26 protein-coding genes and 5 pseudogenes are annotated in these 26,334 nt (G+C 50.4%); 4 read left to right on the plus strand and 27 right to left on the minus strand.

The window, feature by feature from the left end; genetic code table 11:
• Positions 1-25: 25 nt before the first annotated feature.
• The 5 genes and pseudogenes from BJQ97_RS09870 to tnpC all read right to left on the minus strand — a co-directional run bounded on the left by BJQ97_RS09870 (position 26) and on the right by tnpC (position 5,726).
• Positions 26-1,267, minus strand: coding sequence for an MFS transporter (locus tag BJQ97_RS09870; protein ID WP_160156435.1), 1,242 nt, complete (start codon positions 1,265-1,267; stop codon positions 26-28).
• Between the two features lie 170 nt (positions 1,268-1,437).
• On the minus strand, positions 1,438-2,610 hold the full coding sequence (locus tag BJQ97_RS09875) for an IS701 family transposase (protein ID WP_160156436.1): 1,173 nt from the start codon (positions 2,608-2,610) through the stop codon (positions 1,438-1,440).
• A 201-nt stretch (positions 2,611-2,811) separates the two neighbouring features.
• Positions 2,812-3,333, minus strand: a complete 522-nt coding sequence (locus BJQ97_RS09880; RefSeq protein ID WP_008881969.1) for a hypothetical protein — start codon at positions 3,331-3,333, stop codon at positions 2,812-2,814.
• Between the two features lie 261 nt (positions 3,334-3,594).
• Positions 3,595-4,194, minus strand: a pseudogene (locus tag BJQ97_RS09885) (SAR2788 family putative toxin); the annotation flags it as partial.
• 74 nt (positions 4,195-4,268) lie between these two features.
• A pseudogene (gene tnpC / locus BJQ97_RS09890) lies at positions 4,269-5,726 on the minus strand (IS66 family transposase).
• 529 nt (positions 5,727-6,255) lie between these two features.
• On the opposite strand from tnpC, the gene proB reads away from it, so the two are divergent.
• Positions 6,256-7,380: a glutamate 5-kinase gene (proB, locus tag BJQ97_RS09895; RefSeq protein ID WP_160156437.1), complete on the plus strand. Its 1,125-nt coding sequence runs from the start codon at positions 6,256-6,258 to the stop codon at positions 7,378-7,380.
• Complete coding sequence (locus tag BJQ97_RS09900; RefSeq protein ID WP_160156438.1) at positions 7,377-8,618, plus strand: glutamate-5-semialdehyde dehydrogenase; 1,242 nt, start codon at positions 7,377-7,379, stop codon at positions 8,616-8,618. Before proB ends, BJQ97_RS09900 begins: the two co-directional genes overlap by 4 nt.
• A 128-nt stretch (positions 8,619-8,746) precedes the next feature.
• Here the strand turns inward: BJQ97_RS09900 and BJQ97_RS09905 are convergent, their stop codons facing one another.
• The 8 genes and pseudogenes from BJQ97_RS09905 to BJQ97_RS09935 form a co-directional block, all read right to left on the minus strand.
• Positions 8,747-9,157, minus strand: a complete 411-nt coding sequence (locus BJQ97_RS09905) for a GtrA family protein (protein ID WP_160156439.1) — start codon at positions 9,155-9,157, stop codon at positions 8,747-8,749.
• Positions 9,129-9,762 (minus strand): annotated as a pseudogene (locus tag BJQ97_RS09910) (glycosyltransferase); the annotation flags it as partial. The pseudogene BJQ97_RS09910 and the gene BJQ97_RS09905, both read right to left, overlap by 29 nt.
• A 75-nt stretch (positions 9,763-9,837) precedes the next feature.
• Positions 9,838-10,980 (minus strand): annotated as a pseudogene (locus BJQ97_RS09915) (hypothetical protein); the annotation flags it as partial.
• Positions 10,910-11,404, minus strand: a complete 495-nt coding sequence (locus BJQ97_RS17690; protein ID WP_236567223.1) for a hypothetical protein — start codon at positions 11,402-11,404, stop codon at positions 10,910-10,912. The pseudogene BJQ97_RS09915 and the gene BJQ97_RS17690, both read right to left, overlap by 71 nt.
• Positions 11,405-11,614: 210 nt before the next feature.
• Complete coding sequence (locus BJQ97_RS09920; protein ID WP_160157594.1) at positions 11,615-12,124, minus strand: shikimate kinase; 510 nt, start codon at positions 12,122-12,124, stop codon at positions 11,615-11,617.
• A 131-nt stretch (positions 12,125-12,255) separates the two neighbouring features.
• Positions 12,256-13,026, minus strand: a complete 771-nt coding sequence (gene aroD / locus BJQ97_RS09925) for a type I 3-dehydroquinate dehydratase (RefSeq protein ID WP_160156440.1) — start codon at positions 13,024-13,026, stop codon at positions 12,256-12,258.
• Positions 13,027-13,502: 476 nt separating this feature from the next.
• Positions 13,503-14,351, minus strand: a complete 849-nt coding sequence (locus BJQ97_RS09930) for a Cof-type HAD-IIB family hydrolase (protein ID WP_160156441.1) — start codon at positions 14,349-14,351, stop codon at positions 13,503-13,505.
• 180 nt (positions 14,352-14,531) lie between these two features.
• Positions 14,532-16,097 carry a plasmid pRiA4b ORF-3 family protein gene (locus tag BJQ97_RS09935; RefSeq protein ID WP_160156442.1) on the minus strand — a complete coding sequence of 522 codons (1,566 nt, stop codon included), beginning with the start codon at positions 16,095-16,097 and terminating at the stop codon, positions 14,532-14,534.
• A gap of 125 nt (positions 16,098-16,222) precedes the next feature.
• Here BJQ97_RS09935 and BJQ97_RS09940 point away from each other — a divergent pair, with 125 nt between their 5' ends.
• Positions 16,223-16,636, plus strand: coding sequence for an EamA family transporter (locus BJQ97_RS09940; RefSeq protein ID WP_160156443.1), 414 nt, complete (start codon positions 16,223-16,225; stop codon positions 16,634-16,636).
• A 275-nt stretch (positions 16,637-16,911) separates the two neighbouring features.
• Positions 16,912-18,030 (plus strand): Delta(10) desaturase DesB, encoded by a 1,119-nt coding sequence (gene desB / locus BJQ97_RS09945; RefSeq protein WP_160156444.1) that lies wholly within the window; start codon positions 16,912-16,914, stop codon positions 18,028-18,030.
• Between the two features lie 154 nt (positions 18,031-18,184).
• Here desB and BJQ97_RS09950 read toward each other — a convergent pair whose 3' ends face one another.
• From BJQ97_RS09950 to BJQ97_RS10015, 14 genes and pseudogenes are all read right to left on the minus strand, one after another.
• Positions 18,185-18,568: a DUF302 domain-containing protein gene (locus BJQ97_RS09950; protein ID WP_160156445.1), complete on the minus strand. Its 384-nt coding sequence runs from the start codon at positions 18,566-18,568 to the stop codon at positions 18,185-18,187.
• Positions 18,569-18,711: 143 nt separating this feature from the next.
• A complete protein-coding gene (locus tag BJQ97_RS09955) occupies positions 18,712-19,494 on the minus strand; it encodes a sulfite exporter TauE/SafE family protein (protein WP_160156446.1) in 783 nt (260 codons plus the stop codon).
• A 72-nt stretch (positions 19,495-19,566) separates the two neighbouring features.
• Positions 19,567-20,703 carry an MBL fold metallo-hydrolase gene (locus BJQ97_RS09960; protein ID WP_160156447.1) on the minus strand — a complete coding sequence of 379 codons (1,137 nt, stop codon included), beginning with the start codon at positions 20,701-20,703 and terminating at the stop codon, positions 19,567-19,569.
• Between the two features lie 49 nt (positions 20,704-20,752).
• Entirely contained in the window at positions 20,753-21,322 is a 570-nt protein-coding gene (locus tag BJQ97_RS09965; RefSeq protein WP_160156448.1) for a sulfurtransferase TusA family protein, read from the minus strand.
• A 23-nt stretch (positions 21,323-21,345) separates the two neighbouring features.
• Positions 21,346-21,642 (minus strand): rhodanese-like domain-containing protein, encoded by a 297-nt coding sequence (locus BJQ97_RS09970; RefSeq protein WP_160156449.1) that lies wholly within the window; start codon positions 21,640-21,642, stop codon positions 21,346-21,348.
• A 12-nt stretch (positions 21,643-21,654) separates the two neighbouring features.
• Positions 21,655-22,020, minus strand: a complete 366-nt coding sequence (locus tag BJQ97_RS09975; protein WP_160156450.1) for a rhodanese-like domain-containing protein — start codon at positions 22,018-22,020, stop codon at positions 21,655-21,657.
• A gap of 25 nt (positions 22,021-22,045) precedes the next feature.
• On the minus strand, positions 22,046-22,528 hold the full coding sequence (locus BJQ97_RS09980; protein ID WP_044731120.1) for a DsrE/DsrF/DrsH-like family protein: 483 nt from the start codon (positions 22,526-22,528) through the stop codon (positions 22,046-22,048).
• Between the two features lie 51 nt (positions 22,529-22,579).
• Positions 22,580-22,807 carry a sulfurtransferase TusA family protein gene (locus tag BJQ97_RS09985; RefSeq protein ID WP_066233195.1) on the minus strand — a complete coding sequence of 76 codons (228 nt, stop codon included), beginning with the start codon at positions 22,805-22,807 and terminating at the stop codon, positions 22,580-22,582.
• A 104-nt stretch (positions 22,808-22,911) separates the two neighbouring features.
• Positions 22,912-23,172: a metal-sensitive transcriptional regulator gene (locus BJQ97_RS09990; protein ID WP_044731118.1), complete on the minus strand. Its 261-nt coding sequence runs from the start codon at positions 23,170-23,172 to the stop codon at positions 22,912-22,914.
• The gene (locus BJQ97_RS09995; RefSeq protein WP_160156451.1) at positions 23,139-23,531 is read right to left on the minus strand and encodes a rhodanese-like domain-containing protein; all 393 of its coding nucleotides are present in this window, start codon (positions 23,529-23,531) and stop codon (positions 23,139-23,141) included. The genes BJQ97_RS09990 and BJQ97_RS09995 overlap by 34 nt, the downstream gene beginning before the upstream one ends.
• Before the next feature lie 90 nt (positions 23,532-23,621).
• Positions 23,622-24,044 (minus strand): annotated as a pseudogene (locus tag BJQ97_RS10000) (class I SAM-dependent methyltransferase); the annotation flags it as partial.
• Positions 23,983-24,228 (minus strand): helix-turn-helix domain-containing protein, encoded by a 246-nt coding sequence (locus BJQ97_RS18165; RefSeq protein ID WP_160156452.1) that lies wholly within the window; start codon positions 24,226-24,228, stop codon positions 23,983-23,985. The gene BJQ97_RS18165 and the pseudogene BJQ97_RS10000, both read right to left, overlap by 62 nt.
• 5 nt (positions 24,229-24,233) lie before the next feature.
• The gene (gene tnpA, locus BJQ97_RS10010; protein ID WP_160156453.1) at positions 24,234-24,632 is read right to left on the minus strand and encodes an IS200/IS605 family transposase; all 399 of its coding nucleotides are present in this window, start codon (positions 24,630-24,632) and stop codon (positions 24,234-24,236) included.
• Positions 24,633-24,793: 161 nt separating this feature from the next.
• On the minus strand, positions 24,794-26,323 hold the full coding sequence (locus BJQ97_RS10015; RefSeq protein ID WP_160156454.1) for an MDR family MFS transporter: 1,530 nt from the start codon (positions 26,321-26,323) through the stop codon (positions 24,794-24,796).
• Positions 26,324-26,334 lie beyond the last annotated feature (11 nt).

Here is a 26,334-nt window from a genome sequence, read left to right on the forward strand (position 1 = left end):
AATGTGAGTTAAATATTAAAAATGTTTATTGTGATTCTGTATTCGCAATAGATTTCGCGTTTACAGACCAGTTTGCCTCCTTAAGGTTTGTATTTAAAGCAATGATGGTTGATATAGCGATTATTATGGAGCCGCCAATAAATACGTAATCAGAATTTATTTTTGCAATTAATCCCGCAATGAGCACACTGACAGGAGCTAAGAGGGTAGATATTAATCTAGAGGCGCTTATTACTCTCCCTAATTTATTAGCTGGAACACTAGATTGAAATAGTAAATGAATTAATCTTGAATTTAGTCCTACACTGAACATTAGTATAAAGACCATAATACCAGAAAAAAACCAATTATCTTGGAAAGGAAAAAGGAATAATGCTAGAGAAGTTGTCAATGATGACATTAATAACATTTTACCTGAGCTAAAAATAGCTTGAATCCTTGAGAATAGCGCTCCACTAGTAATTCCTCCTAATGCTGACATTGTCATAACAAGACCAATTTCAGAACTTGTTAGACCTATTATTTCTTTCAAATGAAACAAAATCATTAGGACAGCCCCACTCAGTCCAAAGTTAACAAACAAGTTCCAAATTAATATTAACCTGAACAAGGGATTTCTTAATGTATAGTGGAGTCCTTGAATGCTCGAAGACCATAGTTGTTTAGGAGAAGAAATATTATTGTTTGGTTTCATTTTTTGATATCTAATTAAAGATAATGTAGTTAACAACATGATAAAAGTTGCGAAATTTATCCACAATGAGTTAAATAATCCCATTGCAGAGATTAATAATCCAGATATAGCTGGACCTATAGCCTCTGCTGTAGAAATTGCCATTTGCATAATACCGTTAGCTTCAGGTAAATGTTTTTTTTCAACTAATTGAGGAATAATAGATATATCCGCAATTCTATATATAGCGATGCAAATATCAAGAACAAACGCAACTAAAAAAATAATTATTATATTAAAGAATTCAAATGAAGCAGATATAGGAAGTATGCTAATGAATAAAGCTTGTAGAGTGGATATAAACATTAACAACTTCTTTCTATTTACGCTATCTACAATTGCTCCACCAAAGAAGCTAACTAAAAATTCAGCAAAAAAGCCCAACGCATACATTGCTCCCATGAGTAAAGAAGAGCCTGTCGCATGTAAAACCAGTAAAGGGATGGCTAGATCATAAAGAGTTTCTGCTATTTTATGTATAAAATGACTCGAGGTTATGAACAGAAATGCTTTATTTTTATATATTGCCTTCATATGTAACATCTTCCTTTAATTAAAATGATATGGTAAAATCGAGAAATCCTCTATTATAGAGGATTTCTCGATTTTAAGTGCATGGTATGGTAGGGGAGAAAATTTGTAACTGTAGATGAGCATTTTCGTTACAATAATTTCCATGTATGAAGAGACAAACAGAGTACCCCTTAGGCGACATAGAGCTGTTTTTTGATCACATTAATGGGAATATCTTGCTTCGCCGCGTTGTAAATGAACTCAACTAGGCTGTGTCCTTTCCGCGATCGAAGAAGCTCCAGTCCGGCGGAGAGGTCTTGTTGAGATTCGGCGATGCTGTACACGGAGGCCAAGAGCACCACCGCCCAATACCGTTTCACCGCCCGAATGTGGCGAACCCGATATCCATCGAGCTTCAGTTGATCTTTCGCCTGCCGGAAAAAGCATTCGATCGTCCAACGCTGGGCGTCGTAACGCAAGATCTCTTCGTCGCCGAGCTCCCGATCGGTGCTCAAGACGACATGGAGATGTTCCGGCGTCAGCGGCTGATCCGCCTTCCAAGCCAGCACCACCGCATCATCGAGGCCATGGATGGCCCCCTCATAGCGATACACGCGATAACGCTCCTGACCCACCGTGACGAGGCGGGTGTCTTTGAGCTCGATATAGCGGGCAAACTGCTTGGCTTGGATGGCGATGCCGTTCGGATAGAGAATCCGATTCGTCTTGAGCATCGCGATGATAGGGAATCCCTTTTTCAGACAGGCTTCGATGAGCTGTTTGGACGGATACCAAGAGTCCATCAGCACATACAATGGCTGATCCCGCTTCACCTTGAGCGAGGAAAGCATCTCGATCGCCAGGTCGATTTTGCTTCTTCCCGTCTTCTTGTCATATAAGCAGAACGAGAACGGGAACGCTTGCGTGAAGGTGTGCACCATCAGCCAAACGAGCGAATGCCCCCAGACCGATTGATGATCCTTGTGCGAGTCATGCCAGTCGCACCCTTCGATGGCGTGCGTTGCCCGTGACGAAGGCTTTGTTTTTTGGCAAATCGTATCATCAATCGAGACAAAAAGAGGCTGATTCTTTCGCTCGATTCGGCGGAGGATCCACTCTTGAAGCTTCCCAAGCAGCCGTTCCTCATCCCAAGGGCTTTTCGTGAAAAAGTGACTAAGCGTCGTTCGATGATTCGGATGAAAGCTCCAGTGATAAATATCGGTCAATGTTCCCGAGAATCCCTTGGTGGTCAAGGCATCGACGATATGAATGAGATGCTTGATCACCGGTTTGGAAAGCTGCAGCGTCAACCCCAAAGTGAAGAAAAACTTGTAGATTCCTTGGTGATGTGCGAATCTATTCATGAGACATGAACCTCCTTGTGGGTAGTGTTGGCACATCTATTCGAACCAAGGAGTCCGGTTCATGTCTCCTTTTTTGTTTGATTGTCAATTTATGTTAGCAAATTCGCTCATCTACAGTAACTTAATCTTATAAAACGAGTAATGAAAATATAAAGACGATGGCACATATAATAAGCCACTGTCTTCTTTTAAACAAATAGACTATTCTTTTATATAGCCAGCTTTTAAAAGAGCTTCTAAGTAGTGTACAAAGTTTTCATTTTGTATATCACATTCATCGGGGTCTATTCCTTTAAATACTACAAGCTCATTGTATAGCTTTTCACATTGTCCCTGTAATGTAAAAGAACTAATATATTTTCCATCTTCAGACTCTAGAAAAATTAAGAGTAATTTACCTTCTTGTAAATTTCTTTGTTCAAGAGCTTTATTGTAATCTTCTTCAGGGTGTATCGGATAATTACTATTCTCTTTTATAATCTCGATAAAATTATTTTTTTCCTCATCACTAAACAGATTGCTTAAAACATCTTTATCTTCTAACTTGTAAGATTTAGCAATTTTTTCATAATTAATGTAAGGATCTTTTTTTAAATGAGTATATTGCTGTTTATCAATTTCTACAGCATTATATTTTTCCTTAAGTATAGAATCTACTTCTTGAAGTGTAAATTTATTTGGAATTTTAAGCTCTTTATATTTATCAAATAATTTTTGAATCATAAGAATCTGCTCCTGTGAACTACCCGCCACCTACACTTCGCTTAGAGGTGGAGGCTTCAAGCGACTTGTGCGTGTTTGCTGAACGGTAAGCCACACACAAGAACCCTTTACGCTTCCCTTCATTCCGAAGGTGTCCGTTCTAACCATAAACTATCATATTCGTTGGCGATTGGCAACCGAAATTCATCTCCCGCCTACTCACTGGGCTGTGCCCTTCACGTTCCTTGAGGCGAGAGACTTCTTTCGGAAATTACGTTAAAATTAATAGAATGAATGCCCGCCACTTCTGTTATAAGTATGAAAATGCCAATAGTATCCTGGCTTACCATTACCGTGTCTCTCTGGTCCCACAGGAGTCCTACCATTTCCTGCTCCACGAGCCACTTTTGCAGCTAAAGAATATGATTTCGACCAAACATCGCCACCAGACTTCATTCTAGCAACTGCGGCTGAGTATGATATTGGATTACCAATATACACGTCTCCCTTTCTTATCACAGCTGCATAGTGATCATAACTTTTATTTCTTAATTTACTGGCAACTTTACTTGCAACAGTATATGTTACACCTGCTATTACCACTGCAGCAGATGCAGCAATTAAATGAGATAAAAGCGCTTCACCTATTACAACCCCAATTGGAGCTAGAAATGCCATCGACGCATGAGTTTCATTTGAGTTTACCACAAATTCTTCGTTTGTTTCAGTATCTTTAAATACAGCAACAATTTTATCTTCTGATGCTTCTTTTAACTCTACTTCATATTCTTTAACTAATTCATTTCCTTCTGAATCTTTTTCTACTGACGTTATTATAAATTCATTGTTTATTTTGTCCCAGGAAGCAGAAACAGTTATATCGTATCCATTCAGCCCATACTAGCGAGATTTTCAGAATTCAGCACCAATAGGGCATTTCCCGTATCGAAAATGCCCTAGGAGGAATGGAGAATCGTTTGGAGAGACTCCCCACTTAGAAGTCTTTGCAACGATTCCCAAACCGGCTTTCCGTGTTTTTGCAGGGTGGACATGACGCTGCGAATGACACAGAAAGCCTCGGCATCGTCTTCCTGACGAAACGTTCCAGAAATTTTTTGTTTGACTTTCACCATCCGCAAATCGCGCTCGGCTTGGTTGTTGTCAAACGGCACTTCTTTCTTTCGCAGGAAGAGAAGCGCTTCTTGCTTGCGCTTTTCTAGACGCTGGATGAAATTCTGCGCGTTGCGGACGCCTTCATGCTTGCCTTGTCGGCAACGCTCCTCGAGTTCTCGGCGGCCATTCGCTGGAAGCTCGTCGTACACGGCTTCCCAATACCGGACTTCCTCCTTCGGCAGCGCTCCGCCCGCGTTCTCCACCGCCTGTTTCATCTTCAACAGCGCTTCGCTCATCTCTTTGGACCATGAATGACCGTAAAGTTCTGTATATGCCCGAAGCTCCCGGAGATGATGGGCGTGGCAAAGGGCATGGCTCGCCTCTGTGTACATCGGGTGCACCGAATACGCATCGTGCACCATCGTTCCTTTGTACCGTGGCAAGAGCCCGATGTCGTCCGTCGCTTGCTTTCCACGGGAACGATGAAGCCCGTATCAGGTGACCTTGGCAGTAGAAGACACATGCACCCATTGGTTCTTTCTGTTCACACGCAGGCTCGTTTCATCGACGTGCAACGTCTTGGAAGCGAGCAACGCCGCTTCGATCTCTTCGAGCGCTGCTTCGAACACAGGGAGCCATCGTCTCGTCATGTTCACGACTGTGCCTGCACTCATCGAATGATCGACTAGCGCTTTGACCATCTCCGTGACACGCTCGCACGGGATCAACTGCGCATGATTCCAGTATAAAATGAGCGAAGTGATGACCGGTCCATATTGTACATGATGGGTTGCATAGAAAGGGAACTCCGCCTGCTGGACAAGTCGGCATTCCGGACAACGCTTGATTTCCCGCTCATGTTGAGTCACTTCCATTCGAACCACTGGGAGGTCGAACACTTGGCGAATGTCTACTTGAAGCGGAGCGACATGTTTGAAAGAGTGACCACAACCTTTGCATTGGGTCACGCGGTGAAGGACTCGATGGTCAGGATTCGGTACTTGGCGGAGCGTCGTTCCTCGATGCCCTAGTTGCCCTCCCGGCTGTTTCTCCGACGGTTGGCGAGAAGGAGATTTCGCCACAAACCGGTCAGAAGACGGCGGCAAATGGCTATTGGTGCTGTTTTTTTTCGTACGGGCTTCTAATTCTGCAATACGTGCTTTTAATTGTTGGTTTTCTTGTCTTAGCTGCTCGTTTTCTTTGATGAGTTTTTCGATGGTTTGCGCTTGGCGCTCGATTTTTGCGACCATGCTTTCGAGTGTGAAGACCGCTTGTTGGAAATCAAAAACAACGTTTGCCATTGTGTTCACCTCCCTTGTCTAGGATGGTACTAGTATAGACAAGGGGAGCAGAAATAAACCCGATCTCGTAAACTTTTTCTATGTAATGGCTGAACAGTTACATTCCGAAAGCGATTTCATTTTTCCCTCCCGCCAAGGCTTCGCCAACATCACCCGTTCCTCTTGACAACGGAGGGATTTGGCGGCATAATTTCTTACAAACTATGAATCGCTTCAGCGTCCTTGACAATGAAACACGAAAACGGCACGGGACTAGTAAACCGAGGGAACGCGCCAGAGAGTGGAACCCACAGGCTGGAAGGTTCCTCGCGGGAAGCCGGTTGAACCTGCCCTAGACGGCCGCTTATGCAAACATAAGCCGCACGCCTGCGTTATAGGCTAGAGGGGGCGCTTTGTGCGCCAAAAAAGGTGGTACCGCGGAACGCTTTTCCGTCCTTTTGCAAAAAGGAGGAAAAGCGTTTTTTATTATGGGTCCGCTTCATAAGGGGCCGAAAGATCTACGATTTGCGCACAAAGGAGGAGGGATGCCATGAAACGGCAGCGCGTGGTGGTCAAAATCGGCAGCAGCTCGCTCACCGATCCGAAAGGCGGCCTTTGCCATGACAAACTGTTTGATCACGTCGAAGCCATTGCTTATCTCAAACAGCTCGGCCATGACGTCATTCTCATCACGTCCGGCGCTGTCGCCGCTGGGTTCGGACCGCTCGGCTACCCGGCGCGGCCGACGACGATCGCCGGCAAACAGGCGGCCGCCGCCGTCGGGCAAAGCTTGCTCATGCAGGCGTACAGCTCGGCGTTCACCCAATTCGGCTTCACGACCGCCCAGCTATTGTTGACGCGCAGCGATTTTTACAGCCGCGAACGGTTTCGCAACTTGTTTGCCACAATCACCACATTACTCGAACACGGCGCCGTGCCGATCATTAACGAAAACGACTCCGTTTCCGTCGAAGAGTTGACGTTCGGCGACAATGATATGTTGTCAGCGCTTGTGGCAGGCTTCTTGCATGCCGATGCGCTCGTTTTGCTCACTGACATTAACGGGCTGTACGACGCCAATCCGAAAACGAACCCGCGGGCGAAGAAATACGCCTTTTTGCCAGAGATTACGAGCGAGATGCTCGCCTCAGCCGGCGGCAGCGGCTCGACTGTCGGCACCGGAGGGATGCGGTCAAAGCTTCTCGCCGCCCGAAAAGCGCTCTCGTTTGGCGTCAGCGTGTTTATCGGCACGGGGAGGGGCAAAGAAAAATTGGCCGACATTTTAGAAGGAAAAGGCGACGGCACGTACATCGGCGCTCCGTTCCCAAAACAAATGCAAATGCACAAGCAATGGATCGCCTATCACGCTCCTGTCGCCGGCACGATTACGGTCGACAGCGGCGCCGAAGAAGCGTTGATTATGCGTGGGAAAAGCCTGCTTCCCGCCGGCGTAACAGCAGTTTCCGGCAATTTTCACGCCATGGATGTCGTGGATGTCGTCAATGAAAAAGGGATGACGATCGGCCGCGGCCAAGTATATTACGCCGCCGACGATTTAGAGAAAGTGAAAGGCCGGCCGAGCGAAGAAGCCCGGCAATATTCGTACCTGCATCGCCCGGAAGTCATTCACCGCGACAATTGGGTCACGTTGCGAAAGGAGCGTGTATTGAAATGAGCGAACTGCTCGAAAAAGCCGAACGGTTGAAAACGGCGTCACAAACGTTGGCCATGCTGTCGACAGAAGAAAAAAACGCGGCGTTGGAACAGATCGCCCAAACCATTGACCGTGAACGCCCCTTCATTTTACAAGAAAACGAGAAAGATATGGCCCAAGGCCGCGAGCAAGGACTGTCCCCCGCTTTGCTTGACCGGCTCCAGCTCACGAATGAGCGGCTTGACCAAATCATCGACGGCGTCCGCCAAGTCGCCTCGCTGTCTGACCCGGTCGGAGAAATCGTCGCCGAGTGGATGCGGCCGAACGGCCTTCGCATCCAAACGGTGCGCGTGCCGCTTGGGGTGATCGGCATGGTGTATGAAGCGCGGCCGAACGTCACGGTCGATGCGGCCAGCCTTTGTTTGAAAACCGGCAACGCGGTTTTGCTTCGGGGGAGCACATCGGCGCTTCATTCGAACAAAGCGCTTGTCGCTGTCATGAAAGAAGCGCTTCGCACGACGGCCGTTCCCGATACGGCCATTGAGTTGCTTGAAGACACGAGCCGGGAAACGGCCCAGCACATGTTTCGCCTAAACAAGTATCTCGACGTTCTCATCCCGCGCGGCGGCGCCGGGCTCATCCGTTCAGTCGTTGAAAACGCCACCGTGCCAGTGCTTGAGACCGGCGTCGGCAACTGCCATATTTTCATCGATGAATCAGCTGAGCGGCAAATGGCCATCGACATCGTCCTCAACGCCAAACTGCAGCGCCCGTCCGTCTGCAACGCGGTCGAAACGGTGCTCATTCATGAAACATGGCCGCACACAGGCGAGCTGATTGAGACGCTTCATGCTTGCGGCGTCGAACTGCGCGGCGACCACCGTCTTGCCTCGTCGTACCCGTTCATCAAGCAAGCGACGGAAGACGACTGGCATACGGAATATTTAGCTCCAATTTTGACAGTCAAACTCGTCGCCGATATTGATGAAGCGATTGCCCACATTCACCGCTACGGGACGAAACATTCCGAAGCGATCATCACCGAAAACGAAGCGAACGTCCGCCGCTTTTTCCAAGCGGTCGATGCGGCGGTGTTGTACCATAACGCATCCACCCGCTTCACCGACGGCGAACAGTTCGGCTACGGAGCGGAAATCGGCATCAGCACGCAAAAGCTGCACGCCCGCGGCCCGATGGGGCTTGTGGCCATCACGACGACGAAATCGCTCGTGTACGGGACAGGGCAAATTCGAGTATAGCAGCTTCACCGAGGTGAATCTTCTTTACTTGAACGTTTTTCTGCCTCCACTTTGCGTTGTGGAAAAGGGTTCTCTCGATCGAAGAAGAGAAAAGCGATCCGGATGGATGACGGTTTCCCGGATCGCTTTTATCCTTTTTCGGTGCTTTCTACAAACACCCAACAACGGCTGCCGACAAAATTCACCGCCATGCCGGCGATAGTTGCCGCGCCTTTCCCCAGCCAGAGCGGCGCCAACCGTTCTGCCGCAAGCAGGACAACGAGTGACGCGCCAAGCGACAACCCATTGATGACAAGAAAGCGCAAAAATTCCCCAATGTTCGCTTTTCGTTTCACTTCAAACGTCCAGCGCCGGTTCCAGATGTAGCTGTTCGCCATCCCAGCACCGTAGGAAATTACTTGGGCGGCGGCCGCCGGAACACCCGCGGCCGCGAGCAGGAAAAAGACAGCAAAATCGACCGCCGTATTGCCTGCCCCAACAATGGCAAACCGCCATACGGTTTGTTTTTCTTTACGGAATGTATGAAGGCTTCCGTTCATGCTTTGTCCGCCCCTCACGTTTCATTGATGACATACAGCGGCCGCCCTTTCACTTCATCATAAATGCGGCCAATATATTCCCCGATGATGCCAAGCATCGTCATCATCACTCCGTTGCAAAGAAGCATCACCATAAAGAGCGAAGCCCATCCGGGCACAGTCGAATTGGTGAACCATTTCAAGTACAAAACAACCATCATACCGACGACACTCGCCGCCGACAACAAAAATCCAAGCAAGCTCGCTAGTTTGAGCGGCTTATGCGAAAACGACGTAATGCCATCGAGCGAAAACCGGATCATTTTTTTGAGCGGATATTTCGTCTCACCGGCTAGACGCGGCTCACGCTTGCATTCGACCGCCGTCTGCCGAAACCCAACCCAGCTCACCAAACCGGGGACGAAATGGCTCCGCTCTCTCATATAGACTACCTGATTGCACACCTTCCGGTCAATAAGGCGAAAATCGCCGGCATCGACCGAAATGTCCATGTCGGTCGATGCCCGCAGCAAGCGGTAAAACACATACGCCGTCCTTTTTTTGAACGCTGTCTCTCCTTTCCGCTTGACTCGGCGGGCATAGACGACATCATACCCTTCTTTTTGAACATGTGCTATGATGAGGGCAAAGGAGGGCGAATCACGTGGAGGAAAAAACTTTTCCTTGCCTGTTACAGCCCGTTACGGCTGAACGATTTTCGCTCGCGAAAACGCCTCTTTCATCACATCATATGACGGTTTCAACCGCTCATGGCAGCGCGGCGCATCCCACGTCGGCCACGTGTACTGGTAAAATCGCCCTGCTGGCAGCACGTTCCCTTCCATCGCCGGGAACGAAAACGAATCCGCTCCGTCCGCGACGTATAAGCCTAAGCGGATGCCTGGGACGATCCGACGGCTCTTGAGACCGCCTTTCGACCAGATGTCGCCCATCACCTCGCGCCGGCTCGGGTCCGTGACATTGAGGAGCGCCCACGGCAGGCGGATTTCATACATATCGCCGCTATGGCTCACGCTGATATCGGCAAGCGAATCGAATGCCGCGTCAGTCGGGTTGGCCGTGCCGAACCGCAAAATTCCGGTTTCATACGAATCAAAGGGCACCGCCTTGCCGCGAATCTCTTCCAATTTTTTATTTAATGTCAGACGAATCGGGTGGTAGACGCCGTTATCTTTCCGGTTGGCGTAAGGCGCCGCCGGCATCATATGCAACTGATGGCCATAATGATAATAAAACGTGTCATAGTAGCTGTCGATCAACAACCGCGCGCTCTCTTTTCCGTGAATGACCAAGGCGAAATCAATCCCCGCCGTGCGAACGCTGGGAAGGCCCGGGAGGCGCGACTGCCCTTGGTCCGGGATCGTATCAAACGCGATGTATGCGGTGGTCCCATCCGTGATGCGCCTGCTGTCCAACCGCACATACAAATACCCTTCATCGCTCGTGACATACAACGCCCGCTTGCCATCCGCCCATGCCGGCTTGATCCCGTTGAACGTCCAATCGTCTTTCCGCCCGTCCACCTTGATCATCGCTGCTGCGCTCGGTCCCGGATCGAACCGAAGGAGGCCGAAATGCTGCTCATTCGTCTGCACGTTCAGCCAAAACGGGCGGCGATCCGGAGTGTCGTACTCCATCGTATTCCACGTCCGTTTGAACCACTCATCCTGCCACGAAAACAACAGACCGCCCGCCATTCGCTCATGGACGATGTCCTCAAACAGCTTCCGATCGATTTCCCCTTGTTCTTGTTCAGAAAGAAATCCTTGGTTTTTCCCATGCACGTTTCGATGCGCCATTCCGCGCGAGGAAGAACTGCCAAAGCGCCTTCATCTCCTCACCATCAAGCCCGCCATGCACTTTCGCCGACCGCGCCCCGTCGGTTCGATTGCGGACGAACTCTTCCTCATATACGCCGTACGTGTCGGCGACATAGACGGCATCATACCGATCCATCGCTTTCGGAAACGGCCGCACACCGTACGTCCCATCGTCCTTCGGCACAAACCCGACGTAATCGCGCGCTGCTTCGTACCGTTCCCCATTGCGGTGGACATACTTTTGCGACCGCAAAAGCCAAATGAGTCCTTGATGCTCGCGGTACGATTGATCCGAGACTGTTTCATCGACAATGAGCAGTTCAAGTTGTGTTTTCGGTTTCAGCCACCAAAGCCAATACGGCGCAGAAAGCACAGCCACGGCCAACACAATATACACATAAATCCAACCGAACGCCCGCTTCTCCATCTCCCCACTCTCCCTGTTCCTGCATATTTTCCTTATAACAAAAAGAACATTTGTCCGGCAAGAACAGGCAAGGGCATCCGTCAAATTTTTCTTTTCCGCAAACACGGCTTCGCCTCCGGCAGCGGTCATATGGACTGACAGGCATTGCGGGGGGAAACAAAAAGAAAAGCTCCCTTGCTCGGAAGCTTGCCTGTCCGCCAACAAGCCGCCTTACCGGTTCGGCTCATAGACGTCCCATGTCCATTTGATTGACTCAACAATTTGGTTCGCCGCCTGTTCCGCCTCAAGTTCATTGATGTCGACACGGGAGTGATGGAGAGCGTAAGCGGACTGCCGCTGGAAAAACAGCTGCTCCACTTCTTCCAACGTTTTGTTTTTCAACACCGGCCGGCTGTCGACAATGAGCGGCAGCCGCTCTTCTTTCCAATGCTCCCACGACAAGTCTAGGAAAAAGACGATGCCGTGAGCTAGGCAGGCGCGCCGCACGTCTTCCTGCAAATACGCGCCGCCGCCAAGCGAAATGATTTTCAACCTTGTATTTGTGCATAAATTGACGATCAGTTCCCGCTCGACCTGTCGAAAGTACGCTTCCCCTTTTTGCACGAACATCTCCGGAATCGACATCCCGTGCCGCCGCTCGATTTCCGCATCGACATCAATAAAGTCACGGTACAGCTTTTTCGCGACTAGCTGCCCGATCGTTGTTTTCCCCGCTCCCATAAAGCCGATCAAAATGATGTTCCGCTCGCGGAGGGGGAGAGTGATTTGATTGCTCACCGTTTCTTTCCTCCTTTGTCTCCGCTCGTCATGGTCATAGTAAACAAACAAGCCTGCGTTCAAATGATCGTCTATCACTGGCTATACATTTGCAAGATGGAAAGCACTGTCCGCACCTCATCGATCGGAATTTGCCCTGGGGCAGAGCTTTGTTTCCCGACGGCAAACGTCACCGCTGAGCCAAACAGCCATCCAGCCAACCGGGTAATAGCACCGAGCCCACCCATCGCCATCGTAATGAGCGGAATAGACAGCTCGCGTCGCGCTTCTTCCGTCGCCTGCAACAACGTCAACACATCTTGCGGCGACTTTGGCATGACGGCCACCTTGGCGATATCGGCCCCGCACTGCTCGGCTTGGCGCATTTCGGCCACCAGCGTTTCTTTCGACGGGGTGCCGTCAAAATAATGACGCGACACGACGAGCCGGACGCCACCTTCGTCAGCCGCACGGCGCACCGAGGCAATACGCTCCCCATAAGCCAGCTCATAATCTACCAAATCGACAACCCTGCTTTTACAAATTGCTTCGATCAGTTGCTGCACTTCCTGTCCATCGAGCGGAATCGGCTGTCCCCCTTCCCGCTCGGAACGGACCGTAAACAAAATCGGAATGTCCTCCGTCACATTCCGCAGTTCTTTCGCAGTAGCCAACACACTGTTCTGGTCATGAATGGCTTGAAAAAAATCCGCACGCCATTCAATCAAATCGGGCTTCTTCCGACAAACCTCCTCTGCTTCACGCAACACTTGTTCACGATCAACGCCGAGCACAGGAACACAGATACACGGTTTCTCGCCGCCGATCAGTATATTTCTGACCTTGACCATTGTTGATGAACCCATCCATCAATCCCCCTTATCCACCATATAAAACATGGCGACGAGTCGCTACAGCGCATTGTCAATATCGAGTCAAAGCAAAACGGCAATGCTGATTTCTCGTCCTATGCTCTCCCCTCGATATAGACGGGGCGAAAACATTCGGGAACCATGGGGTCTTAACTTGATTATTCATGCAAACCGCCGTCGCCCGTTTTTTCCTTAGAAAAGCCGTCCATAAACAATTCAAAAATTTATTAAACACTCGGTAATTTTCGATTTTCCACTTCTCCTTTAATACTTCACTGCAAGAAAACATTATATACAAAACGCTCGCATTTTTCCATATACAACTTGATTTGATCGTGTATTTCGTTATGTACAGTACATGTCACTGTCGCGATACATTCGGATCTATATGGGATAACGATTGGCATATGACCGCCAATACCCCGACACCCTGTGTTTTCTTTATGTGAACACAAGGAAATGGTGGCTGCTCACCGCCACCCAATCACCCGCTCGAGCCCCACTGCCACGCCATCTTCTTCGTGGGAGAAGGTGACAAAGTCGCATGTTGCCTTCAACTCCGTCGCAGCGTTGGCCATGACGACGCGATAGCCGGCGACCTCAAACATCGACAAATCGTTATGGCTGTCGCCAAAGGCGACCGTATCGCGCAAGTCGATGCCGTAGTGGGCGGCAAGCTGCTTGAGCGCCGCGCCTTTTGTCGCCCGCTCGTTGTTCATTTCAATGTTGTGTGGATGCGACGAGGTGACCGTCACACCACGGAGCGCCGCGAACTGGGAGGCCGCTTCGCGAAGACGCTCGCGGTCAACAGCAAAAACAAGCAGTTTGTATAAGGGAAGCTGCGGATCATCCCACACCGTGCCGATGTCATCGACGTACGTCACTCGCGCCTGTTGGAACTGCTTATTGACAAGCCATTTCACGTCCGGGGCCGCATCAGCCATCTCTGAAGCCAACGCCTCCCAATAGGATCGGTTGTGCAACCCGACGTAAACCGCATCATCTGTGTACGTCTCACAATACAAATCCGATTGTTCGCGCACCCACTCCAGCGCCGGACGGACGATTTCCCGCTCGAGCGGCGCCTCGCTGATGACCATGCCGTCTTCCAGCGTCACAATTGCCCCGTTCAGACTGGCGATCGGACAGACAAGCCCCGCCTCACGAAGCGGGGCGAGCGCGTCTTTGCGCGCCCGCCCGGTGATGACCGCGACGATATGGCCTTCCTTTTGCGCGGCCATCATCGCCTTTCGATTGCGCTCACTGATTTTGCCTTCTCCGTTTAATAGCGTTCCGTCCATATCAAGTGCAATTAACATGTTCATCCCTCTTTCTGCGTCGTGCAAAGCGCTCTTAGAAAAACGGAGTCCTGGCAGAAGCAGTGGGCTAGTGGAAAGCCGGAAATTCCCGCGCTTTTCACTCCGTACCCCAGCGGCCTGCCCCCATCATCTCCTGTTCTGCATCTCTTTCTCCTGTTCGGCATCACTGTCGGCTCCTTCTTAGATCGCAAACTGTTCAAACAATTCCCTCACTTCATCAGAACGAGGGGTTGGGCCTGTGCTCATATTCACACCCAACTCGCGCAAAAGCGGGGCCAGCAACGGACCGTGTTCCTTCGTGACGCGCACATGGCTCGGTACACGCCCGAGCGCGCGGGCAAATTCAAGAAAACTTTGTTGCAGCGTCTTCGCCTCCAGCTGGCCGCGAAACACTTGGTGATGCAAAATGACTCCGCCCGCTGCATCGGCGGCCAGCGCCAGCAGCGGAAAATACGGGCGCTCCCAGCGCCGCTCCTGAATCGGCTTGTTCACATAAGCGACCGAAAACTCCGCAAACAGTGGGGCGCGATCGAGCGCCTTGACTTTTTCCAACTCGTCCGTTCCGATTTCAAGCACCGGTGTTTCCTTTTTCTTCGCCTTAGGGCGCGGCACCCAGCCGTCACGCCAATGAAGCCCGTCTTCTCTCCGTTCGGCGATCCGGGCAAACAATCGGTTGCCGCGAGCGGACGAAGCTAGGGACAGCTCGCCATCGCGCAGCCGCTCGGCGACAACTACCGCTTGTTCCAATGCCATAGCCGCCCATGCCGCTTCCTGTTCCGAAAGAAACCATGGATAATATCCAGGGGCAAAACTGCGGAACATCGGCAACAGCCGTTTTTCACTCACCGGAATGTTATACTTCCGCAACATCGCTTTATCGTCTCTTTCCAAGTCGTTTCGGGGCGCAAACGACACGAGCAATGCGCGCTCTTTAAACACAGCGTCTTTTGGATGCAACGTTCCAGATAAAATATCTTGCAAGCATGCATACCCTTCCTCACCAATGTAAATGACAAGGCCGTACTCCTGGCCAAGCGCCCCGATCACCGTACAATACAACAATTCCCCATCAGGAGTCACCACGGCAAAAATTTGATCATCGTCCATCCATGTCCACGGGGCCAAGTCCCTGTAGGCGAGCGCTTGATCGAACAGCGTTTTCCATACATCCTGTTCCACTTCTTCGACTCTGCCTTTGCTTGCGGCTCGTTTCGTTTTTTTCGCCTCACCTTCTTCCTTCACCACTTTTCGTTGAAACGGGGTAAGCGCCACATTCACGTTCGCCGTCAGCTCCGCTGTGCTCATCTCTTCCTCTATGGCTTGCACTTCTCCCCAGCTGTCCTCTTTCAAACCCACTCGCACGGCCTTGATGCAGCACGGATACAACGCGCCAGGAAGCGGATCGACGATTTTTTCCAAGACGATCTCATGCTCCCACATATCGCCAAAGTCATATACGTATTGGGCGCGGTCGCCTTCTTCGACAAACCATTGTTCGATTGTTTCCTTCCGCTCATCGTAATCAGCGCCGTCCCACCCCGCTGCTCCGTTGCCGATTTCAATGCGCAGCCGCGCCGTTCCACCAACCTTTGTCATGTAAAACGTATGCAAATGTTGGTCCATCCAGCCAAACGCGGCTTGCAACACACGATGCAGCTCGGCGAACGTCATCTCCCCCGGTACAAGCAACCGGCGCCAAATCGGCGGCCGCGTATGTTTCAACTGCACTTTCAACTGATAAATCATGATCCTCTTCCTTCCCTATTTGCTTGTCCTCTATTATAACAAATGAATGGAAAAATGGTGAAATCTTCTCGCTTTTCATAGTATAATAGATGAGAAATATTCTCAACGAAAGCGAAGGGATGCACATGTGGATCGTATATGCAGTCTTGGCGGCGGTGTTTGCAGCGCTGACATCGGTGCTGGCCAAAATCGGCATTGAAAACGTCAATTCGCACTTAGCGACCGCCATTCGCACCGTTGTCGTGCTCGCAATTGCGTGGATAATTGTTTGGATGACGGGGGCTCATCAAGGCGCAAAAGCCATCTCAATGAAAAGCTGGGTGTTTCTTTGCCTTTCAGGAGCGGCGACCGGATTGTCATGGCTTTGTTTTTACAAAGCGATCCAAATCGGCGATGTATCCCGCGTCTCAGCGATTGACAAGTCAAGTTTGGCGCTGACGGTTTTGTTTGCCGTCATGTTTCTCGGCGAACCACTGTCCGTGAAAGTGGTGATCGGCGTGTTGCTCATTACCATTGGGACGCTGATCATGATGTTTTAGATGGCCGCCTTCTCAAGCGCCTAGCCTGCTCTTCTGGAAAAACTGCCATCATGCCCAAATTTGGCAGTTTTCCATTAAGGATATAGACAGGACAACTCAAAAGGTGTTATGATGGTTATAGTGGCCAAGAACTTCTCTCGTCCCTCGACTCATTGAGGAATAGGGAACAGCTTTTGGAATCACCTCATTAAACAAGGTCTTCGTTGCGATCAACAGTGTGTGAATGGCTTCGCCGCTGCTTGTCAAACGGAGAGTAGCTTGAAAGGAGATCACGAATGAATGATTTTCACCCGTTCGGCTGGTATGCGGCGAAAATAGCACCGCATTTGCCGAAAAAAGCGTTTCAACCTGTGAAGTCCCGCCTTTTTGGAGGTCTAGCTTATGTAGGGCTCGTCATCACCGGCATCCTCGCTGTATCACTTTTTCATCTTCACCCGGTATGGAACCTCCTTATCTCTGTTGTGCTTGGTTTCAGTTTTGCCGCATTAGGATTTTTAGGACATGAAATTTTGCACGGTACGGTCGTCAAAACGCCATGGTTGCGCGATTTTCTTGGAGCAATTGCGTTTTGGCCGCTTTGCACCGGTCCGAAGTTGTGGCGAAAATGGCATAACGCCAGCCACCATGTGCATACTCAGCATGAAGAAAAAGACCCGGACGCTTGGCCAAGCATGGAGAAATTAGCGAAAAGCCGCCTGCTCTCTTGGGTATACCGCATCCCGTTTCCGATTCGCGCATTTTTCGCTTTTAGCTCCTTGTCCGTGATGTTTACCCTTCACTCGATCCGGATGCTGTTTTACTTTTTCCAAGACTTTCGCTGGAAAAACCGCGCGGTTGTCCTGTTTCAATTTTTCTTGCCTTGGGCGACATGGCTCGGGCTGTTATGGCTTGTTGGCTGGGAAAAGTGGGTTTTCGCCTTTTTGCTTCCACTGCTTGTCGCCAACACGATCGTCATGAGCTATATCTCAACAAACCACCGTCTCAATCCGTTAGTGCCGGTGAACGATCCGTTGGCGAACAGCTTGTCGGTCACCGTACCAAAGTGGGTGGATCTCCTTCACTTCAACTTTTCATACCATACCGAGCACCATCTCTTTCCGGCGATGAGTTCGAAGTACTATCCGCTCGTAAAAACATACATCAAACAAATGTGGCCCGACCGCTACCATGAAATGCCAATGGGCAAAGCGTTGGCCGCCCTTTGGAAAACGCCGCGCGTCTACTACGAGCAACACGAGCTCATCGAGCCGAAGCAAGGCCATGTGTACGGTACACTCGGGAATGGGCTTGATCCCGACCGGATTGTGCATCGCGAGCTGGAAGCAGAGAAACAGCTGCGCTCAGTCAAAAAACGGGCAAAAACAAAAAAAGCGGTGGGGGAAGGGGATTTGTAGAAAGGATTTGCGTTTCAACCATCAGCCGCTTATCTAATTCTCTGAACCATCGATCCAAGAGAGGCGGGAGAAGGGACAAGCGACTTTTCCGTTAAGGATTTTCGTTGCATCACAAAAGGTGCCCCGTCATTTGGGACACCTTTTTCTTTGCCCATCAGCGGCAGCGGTCGAGGCAAGCGGCCAGCCGCTTTTCAATGTCGGCTGCGATTTCCTTCAAAACAGGATCGTTCATCATGCCAACGAGCATCGTCGGTTTCGGCATGCCGATTTTCGTTGCGCCGTTTTCTTGGTAGACGACGACTTTGCACGGCAAAAAGTAGCCGACCAACAGGTTTTCGTTTAGCACCCGCGCCGCTTCGTGCGGGTTGCATACTTCCAAAATGACCATCGGCGTGGAAAAGTCAAGCCCCTTTTCTTGCAGCTTCTCGGTCACGCTGAACCGCCAGAGCACGCCAAACCCTTCTTGTTTCAAGTTCTCTTCCAAACGCTCGATCGTTTCGTCCATGCCTGTTGGCACGTCAACCGTGTAATGGAACATTGCTCATTCTTCCCTTCGTAAAGATTTTCTCACTGTTTATCATGTCCCCAAATGGATCTGTAGAAAACAAAAGGCGAAACATGATCCGTTTTCGCCTTCACACATATCGTTTTCCGTCGTTCATCGTCTTTCCATCGATCCACTCATAAAATATCCACCCAAATTTTCACCGCTGTTGCCAAAATCAATACTGCCAAGATGATTTGCAGCACTTTCGTGTTCATCTTTTGCCCCGCTTTTGCCCCTAGCGGAGAGGCAAGCAAGCTCGCGACGACCATGATGAGCGCCGGGATGTAATCGACTTGGCCGGTGGCGATTTTCCCGAACGTGGAGCCAATGGAGGAAATGAACGTCACCGCCAAAGAAGTGGCGATCGTCATTCGCGTCGGGATTTTCAGGACCACAAGCATAACCGGAACAAGCAAAAACGCCCCCGCCGCCCCGACAATGCCGGACCCGACGCCGATCAGAAATGCCAAGGCTGCCGCCAGCCATTTGTTGAACGTCACTTGTTCCAGCGGAATGTCATCGATCCCTTTTTTCGGCACAAACATCATGATGGCTGCTAACGCCGCCAAGACCCCGTAAACCACGTTAATCGTTCCTTCGCTCATCAGCTTCGAGCCATAGCCGCCGACAAAACTGCCGATAAGGATGCTTACCCCCATATATAGAATCAGCGATTTGTTCAAATAGCCGCTTTTTCGATACGCCCATACACCGCCGATCGTGGCGAAAAATACTTGCACCGCGCTGATCCCCGACACTTCATGGGCGCTGAACGCCGCCAGCCCAAACAACGGCGGAAGATACAACAACATGGGATATTTAATAATCGATCCGCCAATCCCGACCATGCCAGAAATAAACGAACCGATAAAGCCGATTAAAAAGATGACAATTAGAAACGCAAGCGAAACATCCATCGACCATCCCTCCCTTTTGTTTTCAAAAGGGACGAGGCACACCCCCGTCCCCTGCCAATCTGTGCCGCTTCTTTAGGCATGGGTATGATGCAGTGCACAGCGGTTCGGGCCGATCTCAAGCTCCCGCTCTGTTTCGATATCAACGGTTTTGAGCCCGCGGTTGATGGCGACAATGTCTTCAAAGTTCGGCGGTGTTTCCGTATTGGCGCTTTGGATGACAAGATCGATAAATTCGTCTTTTGGTTTGTTTTGCATCATCTCATTGCGCGCGCGGATGCGGCCCAACGTATCGCCAACATACCCCTCCGCATTGATTTCTTCATCTAAATTGGCGTAATGAGCCGGCAAGACGATCACATCATCGGCCATGGCCGCGACTTTTTCATACACGGTGTCATACAAATCCGCCGCCCATTCCGCCACCTTGCCGCCAAGGTCCGGCCGACCGAGTCCGCCGACAAAGATGGTGTCGCCGGAGAACAGCCATTTGCCGTTGACAAAGAAGGAGACGCTGCCCGGCGTATGCCCCGGTGTTTTCACTGCCAACACTTCCAAATGAACGTTTTCGAAGTCGATCGTTTCATGTTGCTCAAGCGGCTCGAAATCAAACACCGCTCCTTCGCTTTTCATCAAGTAGTAAGCAGCGCCTGTCCGTTCCGCCAGCGCCTTGCCGCCGGACAAATGGTCGGCATGCAAGTGCGAGTCCACGATATGCGTGATCGTTACTCCTTCGTGTCGGGCCACTTGTTCGTACACGTCAATAAATCGCAGCGGATCGATGACAAGCGCTTCGCTTCCGGAAAGGACCATATACGACAGGCAGCCTTTGCCGACGCGGATGAATTGGTAAATTTTCAATTGATCGTCTTCGTATACTTTGGCTTGATGGAGATGCTCGCTCCACGCTTGCATCCCGCCAGCGAGCGTATAAACGTTGTCAAACCCGGCTTCCGCCAGCTGTTCGGCGACAAATTCCGATGACCCGCCTTTCGCGCACACAACGACGATGTCTTTGTCTTTCGGAAGACGGTCGACAATCGAGTCAACCCCATCGATCAACTCAAAATACGGAACGTTCAAATACTCAAAGTTTTCCCCTTCGATTTTCCAATCGCGAAAATCGCTTTCGTTGCGGACGTCCAAGATGAACAGTGATTGTTTGTCCAACACCTTTTCCGTCATTTGTTGCACGGTCATTTCTTTCACCATATTAAAATACCCCCTAGTGTATATTTAATCGTTGAAAAAGGCCGCTCCATTACGATTGAGCGGAATTGAGCGGCCCGTTCCATTGCGACATGCCTGGAACAACGTTGCGCACACGATCAAATCCTTTTTCGGCCAGCTTTTGCGCAGCCAAATCGCTGCGTGTTCCTGTGCGGCAAACGACGTAAATCGTTTTGTCTTTCGGAAGTTCCTCCATCCGGCGATCAAGCTCTCCAAGCGGGATCGAAACCGCGCCCGGAATATGGCCAAACGCGTACTCCGCCGGTTCGCGGACATCCAAGACAAACGTCTCGGGATCATGAAGCTTTTCTTGCAGTTCTTCGTTGGAGACGACATGCGGAAATGCCGTTTCGCTGCGCGCTTCATTCTCCGTTGACTTGCGGATATAATGTTTCAAAACCCCATTTTCTTCAATTGTTCCCAAATATTGATGCCCTGTACTTTCAGCCCATGCTTTGATATCGGCTTTGGAACCCTTATCCGTCGCCTGCACTTCAAGCACTTGGCCCGGCTCCAATTCGTTGATCGCCTTTTTCGTGCGGACGATCGGCATCGGGCAGGACAATCCTTTCGCATCGACGGTCATATCGACTTTGATCATTGGCTGATTCCCTCCTTGACGGTTTATTCGACAGGCCCTTCCCAGGCCAGCATGCCGCCTGTCATGTTAACGACGCGGTAACCGCGGCTGTCAAGAAACTCCGCCGCACGACCGCTTCGCCCGCCGGAACGGCAGACGAGAATATATTCTTGATTTTGATCGAGTTCATGCATGCGGAACTCAATCAAGCTGAGCGGAATGTTGATCGCTCCCGGAATTTTGCCTGCGGCGACTTCATCCGGCTCGCGCACGTCGATAATATGAAGAGATTCTCCTGCACGAAGACGTTCCTCCACTTCTTTCGGCGTGATCGTTTTCATCCTCATCCTCCTTTACTTCCAAGCGTTTAGGCCTCCTTTGACGTTTGTCACAGAACGAAATCCAAGCTTCTTTAAGACCTTGCTCGCTTTTTGGCTTCGCATCCCGCTTTGGCAAATGACAATGACTTCTTTCTCCTTGGATAATTCATGGGCACGCGCTGTTAATTCATGAAGCGGGATGTTCCGAAACCCCGGCAAATGATAAGAGCGAAACTCCATCGGCGTGCGTACATCAATATATTGCACGCCAGGTTGTTTCAGCCGCCGCTTTAATTCAGCCGTTGTGATCATTTGCACCCCTCTTGGGGGAATGAAGCGGCTAGCGAGAAACCAAGCAAGCAAAACGAACAGGATAATGTCGATCACTGTTTGTGCCATACGATTCCCTCATGAGTCAAGATGATTAAATGAATAAGTTCACATTTCCTTCGGAAGCGTCAGCCAAATACGCAGCCACCCCGGCAAACTCAATGCCATCGATCAATTCCTCCGGCTTCAGCCCAAGCAAATCGACCGTCATTTGGCAGGCGACGAGTTTCACGCCTTGCTCTTTCGCCATCTCGATCAACTGCGGAAGCGGCATGGCGTTATGTTTTTTGATCACCTTTTTGATCAGCTTTGGGCCGATGCCGGCAAAATTCATGCGCGACAGCCCCATGCGGTCCGCGCCGCGCGGCATCATCTTCGCAAACATCTTTTCGAGAAACCCTTTTTGCACCGGAACCGGCGCCTCTTTCCGCAAGGCGTTGAGCCCCCAGAACGTATGAAAAATCGTCACGTCATGATCGTATGCAGCGGCGCCGTTGGCGATGATGTAGGCCGCCATCGCCTTGTCGTAGTCGCCGCTGAACAAAATGATCGTCGTCTTTTTCTTTGGCTGTGCCATCTCGCTGCCTCCTTTCTTCATACCTATACAGGTATATAAAAAACGCAAAAATTATCCTTTTTGAATCCAGAACGTCAACACACCGTTTTCCTCTTTCATATCAATGACCGTATGGCCGCTTGTTTTCGCCCATGCCGGCAAATCGTTTTTCGCTCCTTTATCAGTCGTGTGCACTTCCAGCACTTGTCCCGATTCCAATTCGTCCATCGCTTTTTTCGCTCTCACCACCGGCATCGGGCAGGCAAGTCCTTTCGCATCCAATACTTTCGCTACGTTCATTGTGATGACCTCCTTGATCTCATAAATTTTATTACCATTACCCCTATGGGTATATTACTACAAGAAAAAGAACGTTGTCAACATCTTTTTTGTTGATCAACGCATTAACGGCTTTTCACAAGCAGCTCCACCGCTTCTTTCACGAGATGATCTGTCTTTTCCCCTTTTTCCATGCTTTCACGCAGACAGTGCTCTAAATTCGTGCTGACGATCACGGCAATCGCGCGGTCGATGGCATTGCGCGCCGCCGACAGTTGGGAAACGACGCTTTTGCAGTCTTTCCCTTGCTCCATCATGCCAAGAACGCCTTTAATTTGTCCTTCAATCCGTTTTAAGCGGTTTTTGATTTCTTTATTGTATTCCATCGGTCAGTTCGTCCCCTTTCTCGGCAATCGCAAGCGGCGATCGAATAGCTTTTCACCTCATAGCCATAGCGGCGCAGCAGACGGATGCCGATGTTTTTTTCGATGGCATCCTGGACGATGATATGCAGCGGCTTTCGCGGGATATGACGAGCATGCCGTTTCAAATACGCCACTGGAATATGCAACGCTTGGCCAAATATGGGGCCATTGCTTTCATTATAATCGCGCAAGTCGACAAGAAGCAAGCCGTCCGGCACCTCTCCTATCGGAAGGCATGGGATATGTTTGACAGGATAGTAGCGTCGATACAACGCTGCGCTCAAAAGAATGAGAAAGAATAACAAACTGCTGACGATCAACAGTTCACCCCCCTCTATTCACCCTATGCACGATCATTATATACCCTATGCGGTATATAGGCAATGAGAAATATTTTCCTCAACAATTGGTTATTCCCAGCGAATCAAAAGACCATAGACAGCCGGGTGGAAACGGACAAGTTCCACATCGCTCGCCTTTTGTTTCATATAGGAAAGCAGTTCATCCGACGGAATCCGCTCATGAAGCGGCGGCCCCATTTCGCTTTCAACTGCTTCCCATTCAATCAAAAGAAATCGTCCATTCGGCTTCATCACGCGGCGGATCTCATCGATGGCGGCCTCTTTTTGTTCCACTTCATGAAAGACGAACGCCATGATTCCTTTGTCCATCGAATGAGATGGAAGTGAAGTGGAAGAAACATCCGCCACCTGATATTCGATGTTAGTGATTGCCAACTGCTCGGTTCGTTGTTTTAACAATTCGATCATCTCAGGCTGCACATCGACCGCGTATACTTTTCCGTTTGTCGCCTGCGCCAGCGGAATCGTAAACGTCCACTACCGGACAGACAAGTCTTTCGTCCCGGTGTTTCGGTGTCCGCAGTAGGAGCAAAGCTGGCTGGACGGAAAAACAGACGACACGATCACCACCTGCCGACCGCACCCCAATAGTGCGCCGGATGTGCTGTTCCTGTTCTTTTGTCGGATAGAGACGAAAGGAATAGGCTTTGTGCATATCGTTCACCCGCGCTTTTTCTGAGCTTCGACGCACCGGCAGATCGTATCACTGGATATATTTCCTGTCGTACTCACAAAGAAGAAACGCGTCCATAAACAGGGAAGTTGTCTTAGATGCGGGAATTCTTGACGCAGTCGCCTGGATGTGATCCCCTTGATCGTCGCCATTATTCTGGAAGGCGAATCTGTCGGGAGGCAATGGAGAAACAAATGGACATGATCTGGCATGACTTCCATCGCGAGAATCAGCCAATCGTTTTGAGCGCAAATCTCGCTCACCAGTTCCTTGAACCGAGATTCCACTTGACCAACGAGAACTTTCCGCCGCCATCGCGGACAGAACAGGAAATGATCGTTGATGAGCGGTATGGTTGTTTTCGTATGACTATATTCTTGCCCCATACTATGACTATATCAGTTCGGTGAATGAACTGCAATGCGCTTCATCCCACCCCTAAAGGAGTGGGGTGAAGCGCGGGATTTCTGTAAAAAATTTTTGCAGCAGCCATGGCCCAGGCGCAAATCCTAACTTCAGCGGTGACCAAACAAGGAGACGCGTCCGCTTATTCCTCACTTGCGTTCCCCCGCGCACCCATCCGCCGCACCGCAAGCCGTTCGTTCGACATAAACAGCACGCAAATGACCGCCAGCGCCGCGGGAATGAGCGCCCATAAAAACGTGTCGGCAATCGACGACGCCAACGCTTCCGTCAGGCCATCGAGCACAGGAGCCGGAATATGCGCCCGCGCTTCCGGCGACAACATCGCGCGCGGGTCGTGAACACCGCTTCCAAACGCTCCTTGAGCCATGCCGCGAAACTGCTCAGCCAATTGATCCGTAAACAAGTTTCGCTGAATGATTCCAAACACTGTAATGCCGACGGTCATGCCGAGCGACCGTACAAACGAATTCGTAGAGCTGGCCGCGCCCCGCTCCGTTTCGGAAAAGTGGTGGATCGCCGCCATGCCGAGCACAGAAAATGAAGCGCCGATCCCCAGACCGACAATGATCATATACCACGTCACCACAAGCCGTGTCGTATGTTTATCAATCGTCCCTAGAAGCCCGATCCCGACCGCAAACAGCAGCATAAACCCGAGCATCACATTGCGATAGCTCGTTTTTCCAGCCAAAAAACCGCCGAACTGGGCGGATACGGTCGTCGCCAGCATCATCGGCAACAAGATCAGCCCCGAATTTGTCGCTGAACCGCCTGTCACCCCTTGGATGAAAATCGGGATGTACACGGTGGCGACAACAAACGTTGCGCCAGAGAAAAAGGCGACAAGAGTCGTGGACGCAAACAGACGCTCGCGAAACATATGGTACGATACGATTGGCTCTTGCGCCTTCGTTTCCACATACAAAAAAGCTAGAAACAACAACGCGAACGCGGAAAACAGCCCGATGATCACGGCCGAGTCCCAGTCATACTTCTGACCGCCAAGCTCCAAAGCAAACATGAGGCAGACGATCGCCGGCACGAGCGTCATCACGCCAAGCCAGTCAATGCTTTGTTTCGAATGCTTCGACGACTCGCGATAATAAACCCAAAGCAACAAAAACGCAACAAGCCCAAGCGGAATGTTAATGTAAAACACCCATCGCCAATTTAAATAATCGGTGATATACGCCCCAAGCAGCGGACCGAAAATGCTTGACAGGCCAAACACGGCGCCGAACAAACCGCCCATTTTCCCACGTTTCTCGGGCGGGAAAATATCAAACATAATGGCAAACGCGATCGGCACCAGCGCCCCACCGCCGATGCCTTGAATAGCGCGGAAAATGCTGAGCTGCACGATCGTTTGCGCCATGCCGCACAAAATCGAACCAAGCAAAAACACGACCATGCCAAATAAGAAAAATCGCTTTCGCCCGTACATATCGGACAGTTTCCCGAAAATCGGCATCCCGGCCATCTCGGCCACCATATACGCCGACGTCACCCAAACGAACTGCTTGAGCCCGCCCAAGTCAGCGACGATCGTCGCCATCGCAGTCGCCACAATCGTATTGTCCATTGAAGCGACAAAAATGCCGAGCAACAATGCAATGACCACCAATCCCATTTTCGTTTCTTTGTTCTCCATCGTCCCCGTCT

It is taken from the genome of Geobacillus sp. TFV-3 (assembly GCF_009901865.1).
GTDB lineage: Bacteria > Bacillota > Bacilli > Bacillales > Anoxybacillaceae > Geobacillus > Geobacillus thermoleovorans_A.

Excerpts from the sequence above, each read along its gene's own strand:
- BJQ97_RS09870 (WP_160156435.1), bottom strand. The coding sequence starts at position 1,267 with ATGAAGGCAATATATAAAAATAAAGCATTTCTGTTCATAACCTCGAGT.
- BJQ97_RS09875 (WP_160156436.1), bottom strand. The coding sequence starts at position 2,610 with ATGAATAGATTCGCACATCACCAAGGAATCTACAAGTTTTTCTTCACT.
- BJQ97_RS09880 (WP_008881969.1), bottom strand. The coding sequence starts at position 3,333 with ATGATTCAAAAATTATTTGATAAATATAAAGAGCTTAAAATTCCAAAT.
- proB (WP_160156437.1), top strand. The coding sequence starts at position 6,256 with ATGAAACGGCAGCGCGTGGTGGTCAAAATCGGCAGCAGCTCGCTCACC.
- BJQ97_RS09900 (WP_160156438.1), top strand. The coding sequence starts at position 7,377 with ATGAGCGAACTGCTCGAAAAAGCCGAACGGTTGAAAACGGCGTCACAA.
- BJQ97_RS09905 (WP_160156439.1), bottom strand. The coding sequence starts at position 9,157 with ATGAACGGAAGCCTTCATACATTCCGTAAAGAAAAACAAACCGTATGG.
- BJQ97_RS17690 (WP_236567223.1), bottom strand. The coding sequence starts at position 11,404 with ATGGAGAAGCGGGCGTTCGGTTGGATTTATGTGTATATTGTGTTGGCC.
- BJQ97_RS09920 (WP_160157594.1), bottom strand. The coding sequence starts at position 12,124 with ATGGGAGCGGGGAAAACAACGATCGGGCAGCTAGTCGCGAAAAAGCTG.
- aroD (WP_160156440.1), bottom strand. The coding sequence starts at position 13,026 with ATGGGTTCATCAACAATGGTCAAGGTCAGAAATATACTGATCGGCGGC.
- BJQ97_RS09930 (WP_160156441.1), bottom strand. The coding sequence starts at position 14,351 with ATGTTAATTGCACTTGATATGGACGGAACGCTATTAAACGGAGAAGGC.
- BJQ97_RS09935 (WP_160156442.1), bottom strand. The coding sequence starts at position 16,097 with ATGATTTATCAGTTGAAAGTGCAGTTGAAACATACGCGGCCGCCGATT.
- BJQ97_RS09940 (WP_160156443.1), top strand. The coding sequence starts at position 16,223 with ATGTGGATCGTATATGCAGTCTTGGCGGCGGTGTTTGCAGCGCTGACA.
- desB (WP_160156444.1), top strand. The coding sequence starts at position 16,912 with ATGAATGATTTTCACCCGTTCGGCTGGTATGCGGCGAAAATAGCACCG.
- BJQ97_RS09950 (WP_160156445.1), bottom strand. The coding sequence starts at position 18,568 with ATGTTCCATTACACGGTTGACGTGCCAACAGGCATGGACGAAACGATC.
- BJQ97_RS09955 (WP_160156446.1), bottom strand. The coding sequence starts at position 19,494 with ATGGATGTTTCGCTTGCGTTTCTAATTGTCATCTTTTTAATCGGCTTT.
- BJQ97_RS09960 (WP_160156447.1), bottom strand. The coding sequence starts at position 20,703 with ATGGTGAAAGAAATGACCGTGCAACAAATGACGGAAAAGGTGTTGGAC.
- BJQ97_RS09965 (WP_160156448.1), bottom strand. The coding sequence starts at position 21,322 with ATGATCAAAGTCGATATGACCGTCGATGCGAAAGGATTGTCCTGCCCG.
- BJQ97_RS09970 (WP_160156449.1), bottom strand. The coding sequence starts at position 21,642 with ATGAAAACGATCACGCCGAAAGAAGTGGAGGAACGTCTTCGTGCAGGA.
- BJQ97_RS09975 (WP_160156450.1), bottom strand. The coding sequence starts at position 22,020 with ATGGCACAAACAGTGATCGACATTATCCTGTTCGTTTTGCTTGCTTGG.
- BJQ97_RS09980 (WP_044731120.1), bottom strand. The coding sequence starts at position 22,528 with ATGGCACAGCCAAAGAAAAAGACGACGATCATTTTGTTCAGCGGCGAC.
- BJQ97_RS09985 (WP_066233195.1), bottom strand. The coding sequence starts at position 22,807 with ATGAACGTAGCGAAAGTATTGGATGCGAAAGGACTTGCCTGCCCGATG.
- BJQ97_RS09990 (WP_044731118.1), bottom strand. The coding sequence starts at position 23,172 with ATGGAATACAATAAAGAAATCAAAAACCGCTTAAAACGGATTGAAGGA.
- BJQ97_RS18165 (WP_160156452.1), bottom strand. The coding sequence starts at position 24,228 with ATGCACAAAGCCTATTCCTTTCGTCTCTATCCGACAAAAGAACAGGAA.
- tnpA (WP_160156453.1), bottom strand. The coding sequence starts at position 24,632 with ATGGGGCAAGAATATAGTCATACGAAAACAACCATACCGCTCATCAAC.
- BJQ97_RS10015 (WP_160156454.1), bottom strand. The coding sequence starts at position 26,323 with ATGGAGAACAAAGAAACGAAAATGGGATTGGTGGTCATTGCATTGTTG.